18 protein-coding genes are annotated in these 24,221 nt (G+C 44.6%); all 18 read left to right on the forward strand.

The genetic code is table 11. The features are described from left to right. The first annotated feature begins 206 nt into the window (after positions 1-206). Positions 207-1,484 carry an IS110 family RNA-guided transposase gene (locus tag WMO29_RS07630; RefSeq protein WP_173840556.1) on the forward strand — a complete coding sequence of 426 codons (1,278 nt, stop codon included), beginning with the start codon at positions 207-209 and terminating at the stop codon, positions 1,482-1,484. A 446-nt stretch (positions 1,485-1,930) separates the two neighbouring features. After that, positions 1,931-3,808: a C40 family peptidase gene (locus WMO29_RS07635; RefSeq protein WP_349164390.1), complete on the forward strand. Its 1,878-nt coding sequence runs from the start codon at positions 1,931-1,933 to the stop codon at positions 3,806-3,808. Positions 3,809-3,858: 50 nt separating this feature from the next. Beyond that, positions 3,859-4,755 (forward strand): hypothetical protein, encoded by an 897-nt coding sequence (locus tag WMO29_RS07640; protein WP_195379890.1) that lies wholly within the window; start codon positions 3,859-3,861, stop codon positions 4,753-4,755. Between the two features lie 27 nt (positions 4,756-4,782). After that, the gene (locus WMO29_RS07645; protein ID WP_195379891.1) at positions 4,783-5,001 is read left to right on the forward strand and encodes a DpnD/PcfM family protein; all 219 of its coding nucleotides are present in this window, start codon (positions 4,783-4,785) and stop codon (positions 4,999-5,001) included. Continuing rightward, entirely contained in the window at positions 4,998-5,366 is a 369-nt protein-coding gene (locus tag WMO29_RS07650; protein ID WP_055062784.1) for a hypothetical protein, read from the forward strand. Before WMO29_RS07645 ends, WMO29_RS07650 begins: the two co-directional genes overlap by 4 nt. A gap of 798 nt (positions 5,367-6,164) precedes the next feature. Further along, positions 6,165-6,524: a TnpV protein gene (locus WMO29_RS07655; RefSeq protein ID WP_349164383.1), complete on the forward strand. Its 360-nt coding sequence runs from the start codon at positions 6,165-6,167 to the stop codon at positions 6,522-6,524. Beyond that, on the forward strand, positions 6,449-12,964 hold the full coding sequence (locus tag WMO29_RS16755) for a helicase-like domain-containing protein (protein WP_435391118.1): 6,516 nt from the start codon (positions 6,449-6,451) through the stop codon (positions 12,962-12,964). The genes WMO29_RS07655 and WMO29_RS16755 overlap by 76 nt, the downstream gene beginning before the upstream one ends. Positions 12,965-12,977: 13 nt before the next feature. Next, complete coding sequence (locus WMO29_RS07665) at positions 12,978-13,595, forward strand: class D sortase (protein ID WP_349164384.1); 618 nt, start codon at positions 12,978-12,980, stop codon at positions 13,593-13,595. Next, complete coding sequence (locus WMO29_RS07670) at positions 13,588-14,052, forward strand: hypothetical protein (RefSeq protein WP_015521653.1); 465 nt, start codon at positions 13,588-13,590, stop codon at positions 14,050-14,052. The genes WMO29_RS07665 and WMO29_RS07670 overlap by 8 nt, the downstream gene beginning before the upstream one ends. A 3-nt stretch (positions 14,053-14,055) precedes the next feature. Continuing rightward, positions 14,056-14,745, forward strand: coding sequence for a SpoVG family protein (locus WMO29_RS07675; protein ID WP_227081548.1), 690 nt, complete (start codon positions 14,056-14,058; stop codon positions 14,743-14,745). A 60-nt stretch (positions 14,746-14,805) separates the two neighbouring features. After that, positions 14,806-15,726, forward strand: coding sequence for a DUF6674 family protein (locus tag WMO29_RS07680; protein ID WP_349164385.1), 921 nt, complete (start codon positions 14,806-14,808; stop codon positions 15,724-15,726). Between the two features lie 179 nt (positions 15,727-15,905). Next, entirely contained in the window at positions 15,906-16,871 is a 966-nt protein-coding gene (locus WMO29_RS07685) for a helix-turn-helix domain-containing protein (protein WP_008395316.1), read from the forward strand. A 141-nt stretch (positions 16,872-17,012) separates the two neighbouring features. After that, entirely contained in the window at positions 17,013-17,609 is a 597-nt protein-coding gene (locus WMO29_RS07690; RefSeq protein WP_015535748.1) for an MptD family putative ECF transporter S component, read from the forward strand. Then, positions 17,609-18,361, forward strand: coding sequence for an energy-coupling factor transporter transmembrane component T (locus tag WMO29_RS07695; protein WP_008395312.1), 753 nt, complete (start codon positions 17,609-17,611; stop codon positions 18,359-18,361). Before WMO29_RS07690 ends, WMO29_RS07695 begins: the two co-directional genes overlap by 1 nt. Then, positions 18,358-19,824, forward strand: coding sequence for an ABC transporter ATP-binding protein (locus WMO29_RS07700; protein WP_270347123.1), 1,467 nt, complete (start codon positions 18,358-18,360; stop codon positions 19,822-19,824). Before WMO29_RS07695 ends, WMO29_RS07700 begins: the two co-directional genes overlap by 4 nt. Positions 19,825-19,950: 126 nt before the next feature. Beyond that, on the forward strand, positions 19,951-21,735 hold the full coding sequence (locus tag WMO29_RS07705) for an ABC transporter ATP-binding protein (protein ID WP_349164386.1): 1,785 nt from the start codon (positions 19,951-19,953) through the stop codon (positions 21,733-21,735). After that, complete coding sequence (locus tag WMO29_RS07710; RefSeq protein WP_270347124.1) at positions 21,736-23,484, forward strand: ABC transporter ATP-binding protein; 1,749 nt, start codon at positions 21,736-21,738, stop codon at positions 23,482-23,484. Positions 23,485-23,495: 11 nt separating this feature from the next. Beyond that, positions 23,496-23,864, forward strand: a complete 369-nt coding sequence (locus WMO29_RS07715; RefSeq protein ID WP_270347125.1) for a metal-dependent transcriptional regulator — start codon at positions 23,496-23,498, stop codon at positions 23,862-23,864. The last annotated feature ends 357 nt before the right edge of the window (positions 23,865-24,221 follow it).

A 24,221-nucleotide genomic window follows, 5' to 3' on the forward strand; every position in this document is an offset into this window, starting at 1 on the left:
GTTGCTTTTAATAATTGAATATTGAATGATTTTACATAGCCGTTAAGGAGTAATTTTTGCTCCCTAGCGGCTTATTTTATTTTTCAAAGTAGGAGCATTCCTGTTAAGTAACAAATAACCGGTTTGCAAAAAATGAGTGCCACCCATAGAATAATGATTGTTAACTGGCAGGTTAATTAATCATCGTTCAAAGGAGACACCCACAAATGAATTATAAGCAGAATGAAAAAATCAATCAAGTAAAAGAATCAACTTTGGTAGTTGGAATTGATATCGGAAGCACAACACAGTACGCCAGGGCATTTGACTGGAGAGGCATTGAACTCGGAAAAGTCTTTACGTTCAGCAACAGCAGAGAAGGTTTTGAAGCCTTTAAAGCATGGATGCAGCATTTGCAGGACAAGTACAGAAAGTCAGATGTAATCGTAGGTATCGAGCCGACAGGTCATTACTGGTTTGACCTTGGCGCTTATCTTGAGGATGAGGGCATCCTCCTGGTTATGGTTAACCCTTATGCGGTAAAGCAGACCAAGGAACTGGATGACAACAGCCAAAGCAAGAATGACAGGAAGGATCCGAAGGTGATCGCAAAGCTGGTTACCGAGGGCCGGTATTCTGCACCATATACACCGGATGGTGTGTATGCTGATTTAAGAATTATGGTGGCCAATCGTAAGAGACTCATCAGGGAGATGACCCAGATCAAAAACAGATTTGCCAGATGGTTCGCCATATATTTCCCCGAGTACACAGATGTGTTTGGGGACTATGAAGCACAGAGCAGTATGCTGCTTCTAAAGAAAGTTTGTACTCCGGAAGCAATCGTGGAACTGGGAGCCGAGAAAATCAATCAAATCTGGCGTGATGCAAAGCTTAGGGCTGTAGGAATGAAAAGGGCAACGACCCTGTGTGAGACAGCAAAACGCAGCATCGGCTTAAAGAAAGGCTCTTCGGCTGCCCGGTATGAAATGAAACTGTTGCTCGAGGATTACGAATACAAAAAGGCACAGCTTGACGCCGTTATGGAGGAGATAGAAAAGCTGTGCAGGAAGATACCCGAAAGCGAGCAGATGCTTGCCATCAAAGGTATAGGAGTGATCACGGTAGCCGGATTTCTGGCAGAAGTGGGTGATGTGAGGCGTTTCGAATCACCCAGACAGATACAAAAGCTGGCAGGACTCTCATTACGGGAGAACAGCTCTGGAAAGCACAAAGGACAGACGACCATAAGCAAAAGAGGTCGGAGTAAGCTGCGGGCAGTACTGTTCAATGCAGCAATTCCGCTGATAGCGAAGAATCCGGAGTTTAAGTCATTGCATGAGTATTACACGACAAGAGCGAACAATCCGCTCAAGAAGAAACAATCCGTGATTGCCATCAGCTGTAAGCTGATAAGAGTCTTTTATGCCATCCTAGCAAAAGGAGTGACCTATGATGCACAGAAGTTGATTTCTGACATTCACAGGCAGCCGCAGGTAGCGTAAGAAGACCAACTGTGAGATTCAGGAGACGTCCGCCGTAAGGCGCTGAAAGGAACAGAAGAATTTCATAAACATAGAGAGCCAAGTCAGATTTATTTCCATCAGAGCAGAGACTCAGCGAAGGAGCATCATGACGCCCCTTTATGGATAAGCAGAACGAAGGAATTAAGGACCCTGAAGTAAAGGAGATCCCGTATGACATGGGAGGTTAGGCTGCCGTAAGGAGTTGGGGAAAGAAAGGCCGATCATAACAGAATAAGACGACGTCTTGTTTTGTGTACCCTAAACATCCGTATATCCATGATTCATGGCCAAGGGGAATGACATAGACTTAGAAGCAATCTCTATGAAAAAATGAAAATGTGAGAAAAAGCGAGTTAACAAGAGAAAAACAAAGATTATTATGGGAGGTGAGAAAATTGAAAATTAGAAAGGTTGATGACAAACCGATGGTCATTCACACCAAGGAGAAAGCCAAGATTCATGCCCACGAACCAAAGGGAGCCAAGATTAAAGGCAGCAACATCTATACAGTAGAGAGAGGTCCTAAAACTATCGGTGCAAAGGTATCTGATGATAAAAAGAAGTCCTATCGCAAGAGTACCATTCATCAGTCAGAGCCGAAGAATAAGGGATTATCAAGATTTAAGCGAAACTATAGAGAATCCAACACTTCCATCAAGACCAAGAATACTAATCTTCACATTGCAGGAAGAACAGGTGCACTTGCAGCCGGGGCAGTAACAGAACAGGTGGAAGGCGGGCATGAGGTATCGCAGGCAGCATATCTTGCATATGAATCAAGCCGACCTGTTACCGGAACTGCTTCCAAGGGTGCAGCACTTTTCAGGAAAAAGGCGGCAGCCGAGGCAAGAAAGCGTATCAAGAAGGTAGAGGCAGGAAAGAAGCTGGCAAAAAGGACAGCAAAGAAAGCTGCCAAAGATACTGCCAAGACGGTAGCTAAAGAGACGGCAAAAGAAACAGCAAAGACTACTGCCAAGGTTGCAACAAAAACTGCTACAGCGGCAGGAACAGCGGTTGCACCGGGAGTTGGCACGGCAATCGGCATGGCAGCCGGATATGCTGCAGGTGTGTCCATAGAGGTCAAGGATGAAAAGATGACCAACCGGAGCAGGAAGATAAAATTCTTTCTGGATAAGATGAAAGCACAGGAGAATCAGACAGACAGCGTGGCAAAACTGGTAAAGGATCTGATTGTGCGAAAAGCGATTACCTGGGTAAAGGCAGCTGCACCGATTATCGGATTGGTGCTTTTATTACTTGTTCTTGTAGTTGCCATGATTGCGGTTCCGGTTATAGCGGTGATAGCAATCCTTTACAATTCTCCATTTGCTTTATTTCTGCCACCACTTGAATCAGGAGATACTGTGCAGACAGTAACGAGTGCTTATGTGCAGGAGTTTAACCGGGATGTGAATACGAAAGTGAATGAGCATACCGGATATGACCTTGGAGAGCTTGTATATGTGGATTATGAAGGTATGGAAGAAAACCCAAGCAATTACTATGACATCATGGCAGTCTATATGGTCAAGCATGGTGTCGGAGATACAGCAACAGTCATGAATGATACTTCAAAAGGCTGGCTGCAGGCAGTTGTAAATGATATGTGTTCATACACCACAAGCACAGGAACAAAGGATGTGGAAGAAACAGATGCAGACGGTAATGTAACTACTGTCACGAAGTCTGTTCTGTATGTGAATGTCACACTGAAATCGTACAGGGATATGATTTCGGTCTATGGGTTTAACTCTGATCATGTGGAAATGCTTGAGCAGATCATGAGTCCGGAGTTTATGGGACAGCTTGGATATGCCGGAAGCGGAAGTGGCGGCGGAGGCGGAAGTCCGGGAGTAAGCTCCATGACTGAGGATGAAATCAATGCCATCCTAAACGAAATTACAGACAGCAGGCAGAAAACAGTCTGCTCCTATGCACTTCACAGAGTTGGCTTTCCTTATAGTCAGGATTTAAGAGACAGCGGTAACTATTATGACTGTAGTTCCTTAGCCTATTATTCATGGAAAGATGCAGGCGTGGATATTAGTTACGGCGGTGCAACCACAGCGGCAGCGGAGGCACAGGGACTGGATGAAGCCGGAAAGACAGTCGCCTTTGATGAGTTACAGCCGGGAGACCTTATTTTCTACAGTTTTACAAGCAACGGAAGATATAAGAACATCAGCCATGTGGCAGTATACGTCGGAAATGGCAAGGTGGTAGAGGCGCTTAATGAAAGTCTTGGTGTTGTTTACCGGGATGTGGCAAGCACAGGAAAGATTGTTGTGATAGGAAGACCATAACAGGAAATTTGCAGAGAGGGCATAGTCCCTCTCTGAGACTGGAGGTAAGAATGGATTTAAAAGATATGATACTGGTAACAGAAAACGATAGGGGAACGGAGACAAATATGCTGATGACTCTGGATGATTATAAGAGTTTTATAGCAATTGATGACATGTCAGAGCTTGCAGACAATTTGTTGCAGCTGGGAAGGACGCTTGGTGATGCTGATAACTTCGCAGAGTATTACAGGGCAGCAAATGTAACTGTATCTGCGAGATTCTGTCTGGATGATATTCAGCTGGGACATTTTCTTCAGGGATTTTATAACGATTCCAAAGAATTTCGGCTTGATAAAGAAGCCTGTTCTTCTGAATGTGTTGCAAAGCTTAAGGAGATTGGAATGACCGATAAGGGCTGGGTGGATGATTTTAACCTGCATTATGAAATGGAGAACCGCTCATTTGAAAGGGGACAGACATTTCATAACTTCAATGATCATGATTACATGGTGCTTGAAGCATTATCACCAAGAAATCTTGTGGTGATGGATATGAAGTCAGGTTCTCTTACAATCGCCCTTGGTGCGACAGAGTATAAGCGTTATCCGAAGGATGAGAAGCCTACAAAGGACAATACCACAATCGGAGTATCGTGGGAGCATGGCATTTATCTAGGTTCCACACTCTCAACTACGAACTTCAAGGCATACAAGAGGGAGTATGGCACACCGGAAAAGATAGAGGATATCTATGATTACAGGGCAAAGCTAAAGCAGAAGTTCTATTTTTATCAGGATATGTCAAAGGATGATGATGTACCAAAGAAGCTGCAGAATGACTTCCTTCACCAGATGTATGAGGATTTTGGAACGATTGAAGAGGATTGTTTTTACGACAGGCTGGAAGATGGAAAGTACGATGAGGGCTTTAAGAAAAGACAGGTAAAGGAAGAAAAGAGCCGGTGATGAGATTTTTACGGGAGGCGATATCATATGGAACAGGAATTTGATGTTGAGATAAAGGAAGTGCTTTCACGAGTGCAGAAAGTAAAGGCAGAGTCGCTTGACGATGCCATCAATAAGGCAATGGATATGTATTATGCAGAGCAGATAGTCCTTGGAGCAGAGGACATGAAGGGAGTTGATTTCTCGCCATTCAGCGAAGGTCAGCTCCTTTCTTCATTAAAAGAAAACGGAGGAAGAACAAGATGAAAAGTGATTCAACAACAGTAATTAAGAACATGGAGTTTTTAGTAAAGGAACTTCATAAGGAGTGGGACAGATCGGGTGCTTCTAAGGCATCCGTTATTATTTCCCTTGAGGAAGTAGATGGTATCAATGATAAGTTAAAAGAGATTATCTATCAGACACAGAAGTCAGTCGATGAGGATGAGCTGACCTTTAAACAGAGCATTGCAAAGTCCAAGGAGTGCTATGTGCTTCTTCGTGTGGTGCGTAAGATTGCAAAGAAAAAGGATAAATGCGAAAAACAGGCAATCGACAATGAATTTGCAATCGAGCTGGATAAGGATGAGTTAAAGCTCTTTAAGGGATTGTTTGCAGAGATGTTTAAGTAGAGGAGGACAAAGGTATGGGCGTTGATATGAAGGTCAAAGCGATATACGATTCTGAGATTGGTAACATCACCAGATCAGAAAAGAACTGGAAAGATGTGTTAAAGGTCGCAGGTCAGTTATACCGCTATGAATTTGACAATATCGTTATGGTAACAGCGCAAAGACCTCCGGAAAAAAGCACACTCATGGCAGATTATGATACCTGGAAAAAGGTGGGAAGATATGTAAAGCGTGGTGCGAAAGGCTGCGCCATCTTCCCGTCTAGGGCACTGAATCCACGCATGAGGTATATCTTTGATATCAGTGATACCGGAGGGAAGAATGTTAAGCTGACATGGGACCTTGAGGGGGAGAATCTTAAGGATTATGTGGATTTTCTTGTGTCAGAAGGTCAGATTGAGCAGTACGATAACAGCGACAGGGAGTCTCTAAAAAATATATTAAAACAGTTTACAGGAACAGATGTTTGGCTTATAATAAAAGAAGAGTTCGGAGACCGAATGACCGAGCTTATGCAGCTATCAGGTAGTGTGATAAAGGAAGAAAGTAAGAAACGCAATGGCTTACAGCAGGAAATGGACATGGAGCAGCTTGTATATGCAAGTGTCATGTATGCTGTAGGGACGAGATGCGGATTTGACTTATCTGTGCAAGAACAGGATTTTAGTCAGATCGTAAATATTAAAGACGAAGAGATCATTTACCGTCTTGGTTCCATTGTATGCGATGTCTCCTGTAGTGTTCTTAGAGAATTTAGTCGTAACTTAAAGGCAATCGAGAGCGAAAGGAGAATTGGATATGTTAGAAGAAATGACTTACAAGGAAGTGGACGGACTGCTTTATCCACAGATAGAGATGCCGGACGAGACCGAGGAACTCATGAAGCTGGGCAAATACGGGAGGATGGCGATGAACTATCTAAAGGAGAACGAGCCGGCAAGATACAAGACGCTGATGAGATTCGGGAAGATGTACGAGAAGATGTCAGCGGTAGAGGAGGAAGCGAACCAGCTGTACGACCAGTTAGAGATGCAGTATATGGCGAAGCACAAGCCACAGAATCCGTCATCGACAATGGAGATGTGGAAGATAAGAGAGCAGGCGAGGATGCAGGCAGAGGAAGTGGTACTCCATCAGATAGTGATGCGATTCCACTAGAATCAGATGATACAGAACTGAATAGGGAACTTGATGAAATCAATTCATTGGGTGTTAGTAAGGAAGCCGAATATACGCAGGCTTCCTTTTTTTTCGACCAGAATGGGCAGGCAAGCATTGGCACCATTCATACTGAGGATGAAAACAATAATCAGTTTATGCGTCAGTTCGAGCAGGACAGAAAAGCTGCATTAGCAGGTAAATACAATTACCTGAATCCCAAAAAGTCTGCAACAGTACCAGGTGAGTATATCAAACAGGTGCTTATGAGAGGTACAGGTTTTATCGGTGGCAAGGGCAGGGTATGCAAGATTTTTGAAACAGAGATTGATGCAGGAACCAGAGCAAAGCGTATCAAAGCAGAGTATGGTCAGGGAGGTGCAGGCTGGCCGATTGACGGACTGGGACTGCACGGATATGACACATTTCATGGGAATGGACTGCGTTTTCAGTGGCGGGATGAGGATGGAGAGGTTGAAGGATATGTTTCTTGGAAAGATATCGAAAAAGAGCTTGGTGTCCTTATTCTTACAGGGGAATACCAGCCTGAGACACCTCGTATTGATGAGCTTGCGATGGACGGACTCCGTGAGGACGATGAGGTTATTGATGCCGAATATCAGGAAGTGGAACCGGAAGAAGCAGAATCAGAGATTGATGATTATGCAATACCGGATGAGCCGGAGAGCTATGCTTCTAACCGAACTGTAAAAGTAGCAAATTCGCATGAAGATGCACATGAGGAAAGTAATGAAGCATATGTATCTGCATATGGCATGACACCACAGGAAGCTGCCGATGAAGACCGCATGGTAACACAGGCAGAATATGGTGCCGAGATAGAAGCTGAAACATCTGAAAAAGATCCATCAGAGCTTCAGTATATTACACCGATTGATTATGCCAAGCGTATTGAGGAGCTTGATGAAGACCTGCGTGATGCGGCGGAGATTCTTGTAACAGATTGCAGCTGCTACACTCCGTTTAGGGCATTCCTTATGGATGTGGTGCAGTCTGATTTTGCATTTATACCCAATAAACTTGACCTTATCAGGGATATCGCATTAGGGACAGATAATGCAGAAAGAAAGGCATATTCCAACAATAAGTATGGTCTTGTGGAGTACTCAATCAGAAGCGGATATGTGAAGATCAGCTATAAGAACAGGAATGGTGTGCGTAAGGAAGGTGCACTTGACTGGCGTGAGTTATATGAAATCTTATCTTATATGGTAAAACAGCCATTTTACTGCGGAGAAGACCAGAAAAGGTATTATCAGGAGACAAAGCAGAAAGCTGACCGGGATAAGATGAATCCGGTCTATAAGAGATTCTTTGATATCGAGGATAGTGTAAAAGCCAATCGTCTTGAAACCAGGGAAAGAGCAATAGCGAATGGCTGGGATACCAAGATTGATGAGAATGGACATGTAGTTTCAGATGATGCGGCGCAGAAAAAGCACAACTTCCACTATAACCTCTGGGAAATGGAAAAAGGCGGAGCCAAGACCAGATACCAGTGGAATATGGATGCAATCCGCACTCTAAAGCAGATTGAATCAGGAAACAGGCTTGCCACACCGGAGGAGCAGAAAGTTCTGTCGAAGTTTGTCGGATGGGGCGGACTGTCACAGGCATTTGACGAGGAAAACGCAGGCTGGAGCAAAGAGTATGCAGAGCTGAAAGAACTTTTATCTGATGAGGAATACAGTGCTGCCAGGGCAACAGTAAATAACGCCTTTTACACTTCACCGGAGATTGCCATGTGCATAAATTCGGCACTTGTCCAGTTTGGTTTCAGAGGCGGCAATGTATTAGAGCCATCCATGGGTATCGGTAACTTTTTTGGAAGTATGCCGGAAACAGTGCATGAAGCAAAGCTGTATGGAGTGGAGCTTGACAGCATTTCGGGAAGAATCGCAAAGCAGCTTTATCAGAATGCCAATATCAGTATCACAGGATTTGAGAATACCACATATCCCGATAACTTCTTTGATGTGGTTGTCGGAAATGTGCCATTTGGAGATTATAAGGTATTTGATCCGAAGTACAACAAGTATAACTTCCGTATCCACGATTATTTCCTTGCAAAAGCACTTGACCAGGTAAGACCGGGAGGCATGGTTGCAGTGATCACCACAAAGGGAACACTTGATAAGGCAAATCCTACTATCCGAAAGTATCTGGCTGAAAGGGCAGAGCTTGTGGGAGCAGTAAGACTTCCGAATACTGCATTTAAAGACAATGCAGGAACCGAAGTGACGGCAGATATCCTGTTTTTGCAGAAGAGGGAGAGAAAGATTGACATTGAGCCGGACTGGGTGCACCTTGGTGTAACTGGGAATGGCATTGCAGTCAACTCTTATTTTGCAGAGCATCCGGAAATGATGCTTGGGGCTATGGAGTATGACACAAGGATTTACGGACAGGACAGCAGATATACAGTCTGTGTGAATGATGATGAGAACTTCAATATGTATGAAGCATTAAACAAAGCTATCGGTAATATCAAAGCACAGATGACAGATTTTGAGAGAGTGGCAGATGAGGCGGAGCAGACTAAGGAAGTTATCCCGGCTGATCCGGATGTGAGAAACTACACTTACACATTTTTTGAAGGAAAGCTCTATTACAGGGAAAATTCCGAGATGGTAAGAAAAGAAGTATCACAGACTGCCGAGGAGCGAATCCGAAGCCTTGATGAAATCAGACAGATAACAAGAGAGCTGATTGATATCCAGATGGATGGCTGCAGCGAGGAGGAGCTTTCTGATAAACAGAGACTTCTTAATGTAAAATATGATGCTTTTGTAAAGCAGTATGGAGCCATTACTTCAAAAGCAAACAGAACAGCTTTCAGGGATGACAGCGATTACCCGCTTCTTTGCAGTCTTGAGGAAGTAAATGAAGACGGGGAGGTGAAAAAAGCGGATATGTTTTATAAGCAGACGATTAAGGCAAAGACTGTCATAGACAGGGTTGAGACTGCTGTGGAAGCATTAAATGTATCCGTCAATGAATTTGGATATGTAAACCCTGCCTATATGCTTTCTATCTATGAGCCGGATATTACTAATGCAAAGGAAGAGCTTGCAGAAAAGTCCGGGCAGACATCTGATGAGGTAACATTTAGTGATGATGCTTTGGCAGAGCTTAGAAGGGCAGTCCTTGTGGAAGAACTGGATGGATTGATTTTCCTAAATCCCGACCGCTACAACGAGAATAATCCTGATATCGGCTGGGAGACGGCAGACGAGTATCTTTCCGGAAATGTGAGAGACAAGCTTCGTGTGGCAAAGGCTATGGCTGCTGATACAGACAATCCACAGGCAGAAAGATTTGCAGGCAATGTGGCAGCACTTGAAAAGGTGCAGCCGGAATGGATTGAAGCCTCGGATATTGATGTAAAGATCGGCACGACATGGATTGAACCGCTTGATTATGAGCAGTTTATCTATGAGCTTCTCAATACACCAAGACGGGCAAGGGCGGTCAGAAGCCAGTTTTACAATACCGGCATTCAGGTACACTTAAATAAGATGAGCATGGAATGGTTCATTGAGAATAAAAGCATGGATAAGCATTCAGTGGCAGCTACTAAGACCTATGGTACAAGCCGCATGGATGCTTATTCTATTTTTGAGGATACGCTGAATCTTAAAACTGTAACAGTCAGGGACAGGATTGATGACGGAGATGGCAAATATCATTATGAAGTCAATAAGAATGAGACAATGCTTGCAAGGGAAAAGCAGAACATGATCAAGGAGAAGTTCAAGGAGTGGCTGTTTGCAGAGCCGGAGCGAAGACAGAAGTATGTGGAGTATTACAACGAGACATTCAATAACATCCGCCTGCGTGAGTATGATGGAAGTCACTTACAGTTTCCGGGAATGAATCCGGCGATTGAGCTAAAGCCACACCAGAAAAATGCAGTGGCAAGAATCCTTCTTGGAGGAAACACCCTGCTGGCACACTGTGTCGGTGCCGGAAAGTCCTTTGAGATGATGGCTGCCTGTATGGAGCAGAAGAGACTCGGACTTGCCAATAAGACAATCATGGTTGTTCCAAAGCCGCTTATCGGGCAGACTGCATCAGAGTTTTTAAGGCTTTATCCGTCAGCAAATATTTTAGTTGCCACAGAGCGTGATTTTGAAAAGAGCCGCAGAAAGCAGTTTGTATCAAGGATTGCAACAGGTGACTATGACTGTATTATCATGTCCCACTCGCAGTTTGAGAAAATCCCAATCTCCGCAGAGAGAAAAGAAAGAATGCTTAATGAGCAGATAGATGAAATCAGCTATGCGATTGATGAGATGAAGGAGCGTAACGGAGAGCGATGGACTGTAAAACAGATGGAAAGCCAGAAGAAAAAGCTGGAGGAACAGCTGAAATCCTTGTCAGATGAGAGCAGGAAGGATGACCTTATTACCTTTGAGGAACTGGGTGTAGATTCTATCATGGTTGACGAAGCACATAATTTTAAAAACCTTGCCATATTTTCCAAGATGAATAATGTGTCCGGTATCAGCAGCAGTGGAGCGAAAAAGTCAACGGATATGCAGCTTAAATGCCAGTATCTATCAGAGATAAATGATGGCAGAGGTATTGTATTTGCGACAGGTACACCGATATCCAATACCATGTGTGAGATGTATGTTATGCAACTTTACTTACAGAAGGCAGCACTTGAAGAGATGGGAATTTATCACTTTGATTCATGGGCAGCGAACTTCGGTGAAGTGACAACAGCACTGGAGCTTACTGTAGAGGGAAGCGGATTCCGTTTTAAGAGCCGTTTCAATAAGTTTACAAACCTGCCGGAGCTTATGAATATCTTCCGTGAGGTAGCTGATGTGCAGACCGCAGACATGCTTGACCTTGATGTGCCAGCCCTCAGAGGCGGGAAGCCTATCATAGTGGAGTCGGAGCCTGACTGGTATGTGAAGCAGGTCATGGAAGACTTTGTTGTGAGGGCAGAGCGTATCAGAGGCGGTGGAGTTGATCCAAGCGTGGATAACTTCCTAAAGATTACCCATGAGGCAAGATTACTCGGAACAGATGCAAGGCTGATTGATAAAGATGCACCAAACAATCCTGACGGAAAGCTCAATAAGGTAGCTGAAAATGTCTGGAAAGAATATGAGAAAGGAAATGCTGATGGTCATATAGGCTGCCAGCTTATTTTTTCGGATATCGGCACACCGGGACCGGATAAGGACTTCACCATCTATGATTATCTGAAGGAAACACTGATACAGTATGGCATTCCGGCAGGTGAGATAGCATTTATCCATGATGCCAAGACAGATGCACAGAGGGACGCACTTTTTAAGGAGATGAGGACAGGTAAAAAGAAAGTTCTTATCGGTTCAACGGACAAGTGTGGAACAGGTGTCAATGTGCAGACACACCTTGTTGCAATGCATCATGTGGACTGTCCTTGGAAGCCTTCTTCTATTGAACAGAGGGAAGGACGAGGCATCAGGCAGGGCAACGAAAATGAAGAGGTGGCAATCTACAGATATGTCACCAAAGGAACCTTTGATGCATACAACTGGTCGCTCGTTGAAAATAAGCAGCGTTTCATCAGTCAGGTCATGACAAGCAAGGCTGTAAGCCGAAGCTGTGAGGATATCGACGAGGCTACACTTTCCTATGCAGAGATTAAGGCGGTTGCTACCGGTAATCCGTTGATCAAGGAAAAGATGGAGATTGACAATGATGTCCAGAGATTAAAGCTCTTAAAGGCATCATATGACAATCAGAGATATGGACTTCAGGACAACTTTATGATTAAGTACCCGAAGCTCATTAAGACAGCAACCGAAAAGCTTGCCAATGTAAGAGAGGATGTAAAGGCAAGGGATAAAGAGCTGATTGATAATCCGGAATTTGCCATTACCATAGGCAAAGCAACCTACACAGAGCGTGTGGATGGTGGAACCATGATGCTTGAAGCAATCAGTAAATGTAAGACCGGAGAGACAACTGCAATCGGCAAATTCCACGGATTTGAGCTGCTTGTGGAAAAGAACTTCCTTGGCATCAATTATATGGTGCTTCGTGGAAAGACAGAGTATAAAGCAGAGCTTTCCACCAGTCCGGTCGGCAGTATGGTGAAGCTGGAAAATCTGTTCAATGGACTCCATGAGAACATTGATTTCTTAGAAAAGAAGATTGAGCAGTATCAGAATGACCTTGAAGCATCAAAGGCAGAGTATGATAAGCCATTTGCGTACAGTGAGGAACTGAATGAAAAACTGGCAAGGCAGTGTGAACTGAATGCCCAGCTTGACCTTGAAAATGCAAAGGCTGTGGATGCAGACCTGAGCGGACCGGAGGAAGAAAGAGAAGCAGATGAAAGGATGGAATCTGCAGCAATTGTAGCAGAGGATAAAGGTGCTTATCCATCCGACAGAGAGGGCAGAACACGATAGGAGAGTGAGTAATATGAGCATAAGAAAAGTGGTCGCAGGACTACTGATTACAGCAGGGATTGCCATTATGGCAGTCCCTTTTTTCTGGCGGGCAACCGGAGAAAAACAGACAGAACAGCTCATAAGTGAATTTGAGCAGACATTGGAGGATGATTACGATGAAGAAACAGATGTGGAGGAAGAGCAAACCTCCATTAGTGAAGAGGATGAAGCCATTCTTAAAGAAGGCGGTGTTATCGGCATCATTGAGATACCGGGGTTAGATATCAGGTATCCGGTAATGGAAGGAACCACAAGTAAAGTGCTTAATGCAGGGATTGGTCATATAGAAGAGACTGCAGGAATCGGTGAGAGTGGCAACTGTGTGTTATGCGGTCACAATGGCAGCAGATATGGCACATTTTTTACACCACTAAGTCAGATATCCATAGGCGATGAAGTGATGATAACCGACAAAAATGGACTGAGGCACATCTATGAGGTAACAAAAACAGAGATAGTAAATCCAGATGATAACAGCATCAAGACACAGGGAGATGAAAAAGAACTAACTCTTTTTACCTGTTCCCAGAAAGGGACCATGCGTTTTGTGGTCATGTGCATTTATAAGGAGGCGGTGATGGATGAATAAGAGATACCGACTTGGTGATATAGAAGAGGCAGTATCAGAAATGGAAGAGCTAATCGACATCGAGGATGATATTGCAGAGATTGATGATGACTTTCAGATAGTCGTAAGCGGCTGGTCTGTGTATGTCGAAAGCCTGAATCTGACACTCAGACAGGGAATAGCCTGTGTATGGGATGCAGAGGAAGGATTATTTATGCCTGATTTTGATGTGACTATCGTGTATGAGGGGAACATTGAAACGGGCTACTCCAGAAGCGATGCTTCTGTCGTTAATGAGTCAGGTGAAAGTATGCAAGCATCCTTTCCTGCTGACTCATTATACTATGAGCAGGACGGAATGGTCGTTACACTTGGCAACTGGTTAAATGGCAGATTGTCTTGTGAACAGATAGAACAGCTTTGGTGTGAGCTTATCATACCAAAGCAAAACAAAGAACAAAAAGAGAGCGAGGAATAGCATATGAAGTATTCAATTAAAGTAAACGAAGTAAGGGCAAAAGAGGGCAGCAATATCAAGGGATTTGCAACAGTAGTATTTGGTGATTCATTTAAGATTACCAATATTGCAATCCTTGAGAATAAGGACAAGGGGGAGCTTTTCGTATCAATGCCTAGATACCGCTCCAATGAGCGTGATGAAAGCAACGGTGTGATCTATAAGGATGTGTGCAATCCTATCACAGCAGAGTTTCGAGAGGAACTCTATACCAATATCCTTGATGCCTATGCAAGAATCAAGGAACCGGAGAAAGAGGAGACACAGAAGCAGGACAGAACACAGGAGATGCCGGAGTTTTCCGTGACTGTGACACCTTATGAGAGGGAAGGCAGTAACATCAAGGGACTTGCCCGCATTTACTTTGAAAACAGTTTCATTGTAAATAACATCAATATCGTGCAGGGGAAAGAGAAAATCTTTGTATCAATGCCTTCTTATAAGACAAAGCAGGTGGATGAGCAGGGCAAGCCAATTTATCAGGATGTCTGCTATCCGGTCACAAAGGATTTCAGGGAAAGACTCTATAATGAGATTATTTCAGAATATGAGAAGGCAAAGGATAAGAGCAACGAAAAGGCGAGGGAGAGTGCCGAGAAACATCATGGCAATCCCGATAAAGAAAAAGACAAAGAGGCAACACCCTTTCGATAATCAGTAATCAGAGTACAGGGGCGGCCAAGGCTGCCCCATTTACAGAATGGAGGAAACAGAATGGATACGGAAGCAGGAAAAACACTTACCAATGAGGAGGTCATAAGAGAACTTCTCGAATTACTAAAGAAAAATGCCATGAAAGAGCAGGCAAACGATGTATTTGAGATATGCAGCTATGTGGATGGATTGGAGAAAAAGATTGATTCCATGACGGAAGAACTCACCAATATGCAGAATCAGATCAAAGAAATGCAGGAAGATACACTTGTCAATAATGCTAAAAAGGCATTGTCGGAAGCACAGGAGCGACTTAATGCCAGATGTGAGCAGATAAAGTCACAGCTATCAGAAGTGAAAGCACAGGTCAAATCTACAGCAAAGCGCATAGTTGATGAAGCAAAGGCAAAGGGAAGAGCAGCATTACACAGGGTATCTGAGTTCTTAGGAATTAAGAAAAGGCTTCTTGATATCCGAGAGAATGTAAGAGGTGCAATCAAGATCACGGATAAGGATATAGCAAAGACAGCGCTTCTTGCAAAAGGATTTCGTGAAGCCGGTCAGACAGCAGCCAATGCATTCCGTACTTTTGCTGACAAGCCGGAGGTGGATTATTCACAGAAAGAGCAGAAACATCCAATTACAAAGGCGGTGCTTGCACCTATGAAAGCAGTGAAAAAGATACTTGTATCAATGGAGCTACATCTGGATGCTTCGATTGATAAGCTTGATAATTTGGCTATGAATGTGCAGCTTGATAAGGAAAAGCATATGGAGAATGCGAAAGCACAGGAACAGACAGAGCCGGAGAGGGCAGAAGCTGAGCGAGTAGAAGCAGAGATTGTATATTCACCGATGGTCGCTGAACCGCAGGAGTATCAGTATAATGCAGATGCATTTGAAAATTATTTGAGAGATAATGCTGCAAATGATAATAAGAACAAAGAAATAATAATGCAAAAGGATAAAAATGTACGATGAGTAGGCATAATTCGTAAATTAATTGCCACTACGTTTTTGAAATAGCATTGAAGTGGTATCTACGATGTTTTGATGTGAAATGGATTCTGCGGTATACACAAGGAATACAAATTGACTTTTCCAGGTTGGTGTTGTAAACTATGATTAGCATTGACTAACCATAAGGAGGGCGCTCATACATGACAAATCAATACATGAATAATCTTTATCGTGATCTGCTCTCTAATTCACCGCAGACGATCACCATAGATATTCCGGCAGACATGGGAACCGGTCAGATTTCGCAGATCGTCACGAAACAGGGAGCAGTTGTTTCAGACTGGAGAATGAATTACTTTTCGGATATGAACGTGCAGGGAGTGAGCAGTGAAGAATACATACAAATGCTGTTCTGCTTCAATGACGGTGTTTCCTGGAATATTGCAGACAACCGGCAAAGTGCCAGCATACAAAAGGGTGAATCCTGTATTTATCGCGGCCACGGGAAAATGGAATATCTGTGCTATTCTAAAAAGAGCGATTTCCTTTTCAAAAATGTGAAAATACCTCTATCCTATTTCTATAAGATTCTGAATGACTACTTTGAGGCTGGTGAGATCGAGGTCTATCGGAAAAAATTATTGGACGGCATATCAAAGGTGAATATCACGCCCTATATGGAACACATTTTTGCGGAGCTGCAAGACTTCACGCAATATCGTGGCGGGTTGGGATACCTGTTTCTGGAAAGCAAGGTCTTTGAGCTGCTATCGGTATATTTGAGCGAGGTCCTGGAGCTGAGTATTCTCGCTTCAACCTACGTTGCAATTTCCAGAAGTGACCGGGATTCCATCATAGAGGCAAAGCGAATTATTGACAGCCAGCTTGCCCTGGCTCCGAGCTGCGAGGAATTGGCGCGGCAGGTCAATATCAGCACTTCAAAATTGACGAAGGGCTTTTCCTCCCTGTTCGGAACATCGGTTCATGCGTATGTCATCGACCAGCGGTTAGAAAAGGCGGCAAGCCTGCTGTTAGAAAGTAATTTGAATGTCAGCCAGGTGGCTATACTGGTGGGATATTCAAAAGCGAGCAATTTCGCAGCGGCGTTCAAAAGGAAATACGGAGTGAATCCGAAAAACTATAAAGCAGAAGCTACGATTGGATAAACGCAAAAATACTGATTTTGGGTAGAATAAAATTGGTTTTGGGTTGGAATCGTGGGTGCAAATTGTTATTATATGTGGTGTGGTTAGAAGAAGCTAACCACACCACATTTTCATTTTCTCAGAGATAAGGAGGATACTGGTATGAGTTCCCAGAAAAAAAGTTCCCGGCTTGAGGGAAAAGATTTAATTACTATCGGCATCTACACCGTCATCTATGTCGTGATTGTTATGCTGGTGGCGATGCTTGGCTTCATCCCCATTTTTATTCCGCTGATGGCGGTGCTGTGCCCTTTGATTGGCGGCATCCCCTATATGCTGTATGTTACAAAGGCTAAAAAATTCGGGATGACTGCAATCATGGGTTTCCTGATTGGCCTAATCATGGTGTTCTTCGGCAACGGCTATCTTACCATGGTAACTGGTCTCGTTGGCGGCCTGTTGGCCGACGTGATCCTGAAAAAGGCGGACTACAAAAGTGCAAAGAGTACAGTTCTTTCCTGCGGTGTGTTCAGCATCTGGGTGTTTGGCAACTTTGCTCCCATTTTCCTGAACCGTGAAAGCTATATGGTAATGTTGACTGAAGGATACGGCGCTGAATATGCAGCTACCCTTAATACATATATGCCTATGTGGATTGCGCCTATTCTGCTGGTTGCCTGCTTTGTGTTTGGCCTTGTCGGAGGTATGATTGGGAAAGCCATTTGCAAAAAGCACTTCCAGCGTGCCGGTATTGCATAATGGCGCGGGAAATTCTGCTCAGCAAAAAAACAGAACAAGGGTTACGGCTCGATCCGCGTACAAAACTGTTGCTCATCTTCATCATAAGCATTTTTGTCATGGGCGGAACAGGCGGAGAAGCTATGGGGCTGATCCGCCTTGCTCTTTGTACGGTTCCGGCTATATTGCTGCTTACCTCGAAGCAATGTGTAAAAGCTGTGGGCTATATTGCTGTGTTTTCTGCTTTTTATGCTGTTCAAATTTATGTTTTGCCGCACCTTACGGGGATATTGAATTTCCTCGTTCTGTTTACAACCGGATTCTTCTGCCGAATCCTTCCCAGTGTTGCGATTGCTGCCTATGCAGTGAAAACAACAACGGTCAGTGAATTGATTTCCGGCATGGAAAGAATCCATATGCCTAAAGAAGTGACGATCCCCTTAACGGTCATGTTCCGCTTCTTTCCAACTGTCTTTCAGGAGTCAGAAGCAATCAGTGACGCTATGAAAATGCGTGGGATTAAACTTGGAGGGAAAAAATCTTCAAAAATATTGGAGTATAAGCTGATCCCGATGATTACCTGCTCCGTGAAAATCGGTGAGGAACTTTCCGCTGCGGCAATTACCCGTGGCCTCGGCGCTCCTGTCAAACGCACAAACATTTGCCAGCTTAAATTCAATTTTGCCGATGTGGTTCTGATCTTGTTTTGTTGCTTTGTAGTGTTTTGGGCGATTGCTTCCCCGATAATTTCCGCAGGAGGGATTTTGCCATGATAGATTTTCAAAATGTTTCTTTTTCTTATGGTGAAGAATCCAGCGGCGGAGGGATTAGAAATGTCAATCTCACCATAAACACAGGGGAATTTGTTTTACTCACGGGAGAATCCGGCTGTGGGAAAACAACGATTACCCGTTTGGTAAACGGGCTGGTGCCTCATTATTACGAGGGCAATTTAGAGGGCGATGTCCTTCTGGACGGAAAAAGCGTATCAGATACGCCGCTTTATGAATTGGCTGCTATGGTGGGATCTGTATTCCAGAATCCCAAAAGTCAGTTTTTCAACGTGGATACGGATAGTGAATTAGCCTTTGCTTGTGAAAATTTAGGCTATCCTCAGGAGGATATCCTGAAAAGGATTGACCGGACAGTTTCCGATTATCATATTGAAGATTTGATGGGGCGAAGCGTGTTTGCTCTGTCCGGAGGCGAAAAGCAAAAAATAGCCTGTGCTTCATCAAGTGTATTGCTGCCGGGAATTATGGTCCTGGACGAACCATCTTCTAATTTGGATATGGCTGCTATTGATGACCTGCGGCAGGTCCTGAGCCTCTGGAAAAAGCAGGGCAAAACAATTCTGATTGCAGAACACCGCCTCTACTACCTTCACGATCTTGCAGATCGTGTGCTGTATGTAAAAGATGGGGAGATTGAACGGGAATACACGCCTGCTGAATTTGACAGCTTATCGGATGGCACTCGAAAAGAAATGGGGCTGCGGCCGTTTTCTCTCTCGAAGTTGAAGCCTGCGAATCAGTATCAGGCGCATACAGCTAAACATATGGAATTTCAAAATTTTTGCTTTGCGTATAAAAAGCGGGAACCGGAAAGCCTCCATATTCCGAGTGCAGAACTGCCTGTTGGAGAAACGATTGCCATTATCGGTCTGAATGGCGCTGGAAAATCTACTCTGGCCCGCTGTATTTGCGGACTGGAAAAGAAGTGTGGCTTTTTGCAGGTTGACGGGAAAACCCTTGATTGGAAAGCCCGGCTCAAACATTGCTACATGGTAATGCAGGATACCAGCCATCAGCTATTTACCGAAAGCGTGGCGGATGAAGTGCTTCTGAGCATGGACAACAAGGATGAAACTGTTGTGGATAAAATCCTTAAACAGTTTGATCTGCTGGAATATAAAGACAGGCACCCGCTTTCTCTTTCTGGCGGGCAAAAACAGCGGGTAGCGATTGCGTCTGCCATTGTGAGTAACCGGGAGATCATTGTGTTTGACGAACCAACAAGCGGGCTTGATCTCAAACATATGCGGGAAGTTGCGCGGAGTTTGAAGTCACTCGCGGATCAGGGCAAAACGCTTCTTGTTATTACGCATGATCCGGAGTTGGTGATGGCGGGATGTTCGTATGTAGTCCATATGGAAAAAGGGCAAGTAAAAGAAAGCTATCCATTGGACGAATCCGGCAGTAAAAAGGTTTTGGATTTTTTCCGAATCCGCCAGTGAATTTTAGAAATTATGAATGTCAGGGCCGCCTTGACTGGACAGAAAGATAATGATAAGAGGCCGCTTTACTTTGGCGGCCTCTTGTTTTTGAAGCACAGACAGTACGGCTCAATATAAGGAGGGCTTATGTTCAAAAAAATTTTTGAGTACGCAGGGCCATATAAGAAAAATATGTATGTGGCCACGGTTGTCGTACTGGTCAGCGTTCTTATGGGCATCCTGCCTTTTGTGCTGGCCTATCAGGTCATTTCGCCATTGGTTATTGGCGATTCTGTTGAAACAGAATTTGTTTTATTGCGTGTTATAGGGGTTTTGATCTGTCTTGTTTTGCAGGCGTTTTTTTATGGATGTGGATTATCAATTTCTCATAAAGCAGCATATAACACATTGTTCCGGCTGCGGGTATCTCTGCAAAAGAAGTTTGAGAAACTTCCCCTTGGCATTGTGGAGGAAAAAGGGACAGGGACAATCAAAAAGCTGTTTGTCGATGATGTGGACAGCTTGGAATTGCTCCTTGCTCATTCAGTCCCGGAGGGTATCGCAAATTTACTGATCCCGCTGGTGATTTATGTTGCTATGTTTTGTGCGGACTGGAAACTGGCTCTTATGTCTTTGGCCTCTATCCCGATCAGCCTGCTCTCCATGGTCATTATGTACTCTGTTGGAATGAAGCGCATGGGTCCCTACTATCAGTCTGCACAGAAAATGAACAACACGATCATTGAGTACATCAATGGTATGGAGGTTGTCAAGGTTTTCAACCGGGAGAGTGAATCTTACGAGAACTTCCGCAAGGATGTAACGGACTATCGGGATTATACCTTGGCATGGTATAAGGCCGCCTGGCCCTGGATGGCGATATACGGAAGTCTACTGCCCTGCACTGTTATTCTGACTTTGCCTCTTGGGGCATGGTTTGTTCTCTGTGGCATAAGCACTTTACCTGATTTGATTTTAGTCCTCTGCCTTTCCCTCAGCATTGGGATTCCTCTCCTGAAAGCACTGGGCTTTATGGAGACGATTCCGAATCTGAATTATAAGATCACGGCACTTGAACAGATGTTAAATACGGCACCGCTGCAAGCTGCTGAGGATGATTTCCACGGACAGGATTTTAACATTTCTTACGATCATGTTTCCTTTGCGTATCAGACGACACAGCCTGGCCCAGATGGGAAACCGATAATAGCGGAAAACGAAGTCCTCCACGATATTACCTTTGTGGCACAAGCAGGACAAAAAACTGCCCTAGTTGGTGAATCCGGTTCTGGCAAGAGCACCCTTGCAAAACTGTTGATCCACTACTATGACCCGCAGAAAGGGAGCATTTCCATTGGCGGGCAGAAACTTTGTGATATGAGCCTGGAGACATTGAACAGCCGCATTTCCTATGTGGCTCAGGATCAGTACCTGTTTAACACCTCCCTGCTGGAAAATATCCGTCTTGGACGTTTGGATGCTACCGATGAGGAAGTAATGCAGGCGGCGAAGAAAGCCCAGTGTATGGAGTTTCTGGAAAAGTTGCCGCAAGGTATTCACTCCATGGCGGGCGATGCGGGGAAAATGCTTTCCGGGGGGCAGCGCCAGCGGATTTCCCTGGCGCGGGCAATATTGAAGGATGCCCCGATTGTAGTGCTTGACGAGGCCACGGCCTATGCTGATCCAGAAAATGAGGAAAAAATGGAGGCTGCTATTGCGGAGCTGGTGGAGGGAAAAACCTTGGTAGTTATCGCTCACAAACTTCCCGCTATAATGAACGCAGATCAAATATGCGTTATGGATCACGGAAAGATGGTGGCAACCGGAAAACATCAGGAGTTGATTCAAGCTTGCCCAGAATACCAAAAGTTGTGGAAAGCGGCTCAGGACAGCACCGAGTGGAAAGTATCTACTGCAAAGGAGGGAAGATAAATGTTTGCATTGATTTCAAGAATCCTGAACCTCTCCGGGAGGTATAAAAGCCGTATTCAGGCTGCATTTCTATGTGCATTTGTCGAGTCCATTCTCTCCAAAATGCCGATCTTCATGGCGTTTATCGTCTTGGCCGGGTTTGCTGATAATACGCTGACTGGAAAGACCTGTCTGTTTGTCGGACTTGGATTATTAGCTGTTGTAGTGGTTCAGACAGTGGTTCACTATTTGAGCGACCGTCTGCAAAGTGCCGCTGGATTTATGATCTTTGCTGATAAACGGATGGAGTTGGGAAATCATTTAAGAAAAATGCCGATGGGTTACTTTACATCGGGGAATATTGGCAAAATCAGCTCTGTTCTCAGTACGGATATGGTATTCATTGAGGAAGTTTCTATGAGTACCATTGGCAACATGATGAGCTATATGCTGTCTACTTTGGTTTTAGCTGTTTTTATGTTCGTACTGGATTGGAGACTTGGGCTGATTGCGGTAATCATTACCTTGCTGGCATCACTGGTTGCAAAATATATGAATAAGGTTTCCTTCAAGGAGGCTGTCGGGCGTCAAAACCAAAGCGAGAATTTGACGGATGCGGTCTTGTCTTTTGCTGAAGGAATTGGGGTTATCAAAAGTTACAATCTGCTCGGAGAAAAATCTGACGAATTAACGGAAAACTTCAAAAAATCAAGGGATGTCAATACGAAGTTTGAGCAGAAAATGACACCGTGGACCACTGGCTTAAACATTCTCTATGGCGTGGGTATTGCCGCTATCTTCGGTTTATCCGTTTTTTTACATCAGGAAGGCGTACTCTCCCTGGCTTATCTTTTGGGCGTGCTGCTGTTTGTCTTTGATCTCTTTGGACCTCTGAAAGCTCTTTATGGAGAAGCAACCCGACTGACCGTGATGAATGCCGCATTAGACCGCATTGAAGCTGTTTTGGACGAGCCCGAACTTCCCGATAACGGAAATCAACATATTCTGTCACAGGCACAGCCGGATCAGCCAGAAGTACAATTTAGCGATGTGGGCTTCGCCTATCAGGACAAGGAAGTCCTGCACAACATCAGCTTCTCTATGCAGAAGAATACCATGACCGCACTTGTGGGACCGTCTGGCGGTGGCAAATCCACGATTGCGAACCTTCTGGCGCGGCTGTGGGATGTGAAATCCGGCAAAGTGACAATCCGCGGTACAGATATTCGGGATATACCTCTCGCCGAACTGATGAAACAGATCAGCATGGTTTTCCAAAGGGTGTACTTGTTCCAGGATACCATTTACAACAATATCAGCATGGGTAAACCGGACGCTACCGAGGAAGAAGTCTATGAGGCTGCAAAAAAAGCCCGCTGCTATGATTTTATCATGGCGCTGCCAGATGGATTCCAGACAGTCATCGGTGAAGGCGGCGCTACTCTGTCCGGCGGCGAAAAGCAAAGAATCTCTATCGCCCGATGCATTTTGAAGGACGCACCGATTGTCATTCTGGATGAAGCGACTGCAAGTGTTGATACCGATAATGAAAGCTATATCCAGGAGGCAATCAATGAGCTGGTAAAGGGTAAAACATTACTTGTGATTGCACACCGCCTGAATACCATCCGTCAGGCAGATCAGATTTTGGTGATCTCTGATGGACGGATCAGCGAACAGGGAACCCATGACGAGCTTATGGCAAAAGCCGGGATTTATCAGGATTTTGTAAATATCCGTAAAAAGGCTTCCGGCTGGAGCCTTGCATAAAGGAGGAACTGATGAAGATTCATGCGTCCGGGGAGGATTATCTGGAGGCTGTGCTGATTCTTCAAAAGAAGCAGAGCATGGTCCGCTCCATTGATCTTGCTCGGCACATGGGCTTTTCAAAGCCGAGTATCAGTCATGCGGTGGGCGTTCTGCGGGATGGCGGCTTTCTGACAATGGACGAGGATGGATTTCTCCACCTGACCGATATAGGCCGGGAGGTGGCAGAGAAAATCTATGAACGCCATCAATTCTTTACGGAGCAGCTTGTGGCTGCTGGCGTAGACAGAGAAACGGCGGAGCAGGACGCTTGCCGGATAGAACATGTAATCAGTGATACATCCTTTCAGAAGTTAAAGGAAAAAATGCGGGGAACCGATTAGCGCACACCGGCTCCGCTCTGCATAATAAGTTATCTGCCCCGTCCGGGGAAAGAAAAAAACCGTTGACTGGGGCAGATAATTTCGTGCGCTCATTTTAGAAATGTGATGCTCTATCGGCGGTTTTGAAAGATCAGGGCCGCCGTTTCTTTTGCCCTCAAAGGAAATGACGTGCTGACGCTGGCGGATACGGCGGCTTACTGGAGGGAGCCGCTATGATACAACCTGACCGCAGACAAATTCTGACGATGTTTGCACTATCGTTAAAAAAGTCAGACCGCCCAACAGGAACAGTCTGACGACGATTGCGAAAATCGTCGCTTTTTAAAATTTATGTTGAAAGTAGATAGTAATAGAGCT

Origin of the sequence: Laedolimicola intestinihominis, from assembly GCF_040096155.1 — a bacterium.
Lineage (GTDB): Bacteria > Bacillota > Clostridia > Lachnospirales > Lachnospiraceae > Laedolimicola > Laedolimicola intestinihominis.